We start from the raw sequence: 1,400 nt of genomic DNA, 5'->3' as shown, positions 1-1,400 counted from the left end.
AAATTTGTTCTTTGAAAACTAGATAATATTTATTAAATTTTTAAGCAATAAGCCGAGAAACACCGCGTTTTATTAGTTAAGAACGTAGTTCTTAACAAAACCACTTTGCTTTAAGTAAAGTTAGGTTAAGTTATCAAGGGCGCATGGTGAATGCCTTGGCACTAGGAGCCGATGAAGGACGGGACTAACACCGATATGCTTCGGGGAGCTGTAAGTAAGCTTTGATCCGGAGATTTCCGAATGGGGGAACCCAGCAGTTTTAATCGACTGTTACTATTAACTGAATACATAGGTTATATAGAGGTAAACGCAGGGAACTGAAACATCTAATTACCTGCAGGAATAGAAAGAAAAATCGATTCCCTAAGTAGCGGCGAGCGAACAGGGAAGAGCCCAAACCAAGAAGCTTGCTTCTTGGGGTTGTAGGACTGCTCATTTGAGTTACCAAAGATTTTTATAGTAGAAGAGTCTGGGAAGACTCGCCGTAGAGGGTGATAGCCCCGTATACTAAATGAAAATCTCTCAGAGCAGTATCCTGAGTACGGCGGAACACGAGAAATTCCGTCGGAATCCGGGAGGACCATCTCCCAAGGCTAAATACTCCCTAGTGACCGATAGTGAACCAGTACCGTGAGGGAAAGGTGAAAAGCACCCCGGAAGGGGAGTGAAATAGTTCCTGAAACCATGTGCCTACAAATAGTTAGAGCCCGTTAATGGGTGATAGCGTGCCTTTTGTAGAATGAACCGGCGAGTTACGTTTGCTTGCGAGGTTAAGTTGATAAGACGGAGCCGTAGCGAAAGCGAGTCTGAATAGGGCGCCATAGTAAGTAGACGTAGACCCGAAACCAAGTGACCTACCCATGTCCAGGTTGAAGGTGCGGTAAAACGCACTGGAGGACCGAACTCATGTATGTTGAAAAATGCTGAGATGAGGTGTGGGTAGCGGAGAAATTCCAAACGAACTTGGAGATAGCTGGTTCTCTCCGAAATAGCTTTAGGGCTAGCCTCGGAATTAAGAATCATGGAGGTAGAGCCACTGTTTGGACTAGGGGCCCATCTAGGGTTACTGAATTCAGATAAACTCCGAATGCCATTGATTTATATCCGGGAGTCAGACTGCGAGTGATAAGATCCGTAGTCGAAAGGGAAACAGCCCAGACCACCAATTAAGGTCCCAAAATACATGTTAAGTGGAAAAGGATGTGGAATTGCACAGACAACTAGGATGTTGGCTCAGAAGCAGCCACCATTTAAAGAGTGCGTAATAGCTCACTAGTCGAGTGATTCTGCGCCGAAAATGTACCGGGGCTAAACATGTTACCGAAATTGTGGATGGAACCCATTAGGGTTCCGTGGTAGGAGAGCGTTCTAAGGGCAACGAAGCTAGACCGTAAGGACTG

Annotated in this window: 1 rRNA gene (cut by a window edge); it reads left to right on the top strand. The window is 45.5% G+C overall.

Annotated features, from left to right (window positions below):
- Positions 1–123 precede the first annotated feature (123 nt).
- Positions 124–1,400, top strand: a 23S ribosomal RNA gene (locus AC1RPY_RS07550) (it continues 1,742 nt past the right edge of the window).

It is taken from the genome of Dellaglioa sp. CoH-56-MRSF-12 (assembly GCF_056782075.1).
Note: the sequence above shows the minus strand (reverse complement) of the source record. Positions and strands in the feature narration are given on the sequence as shown.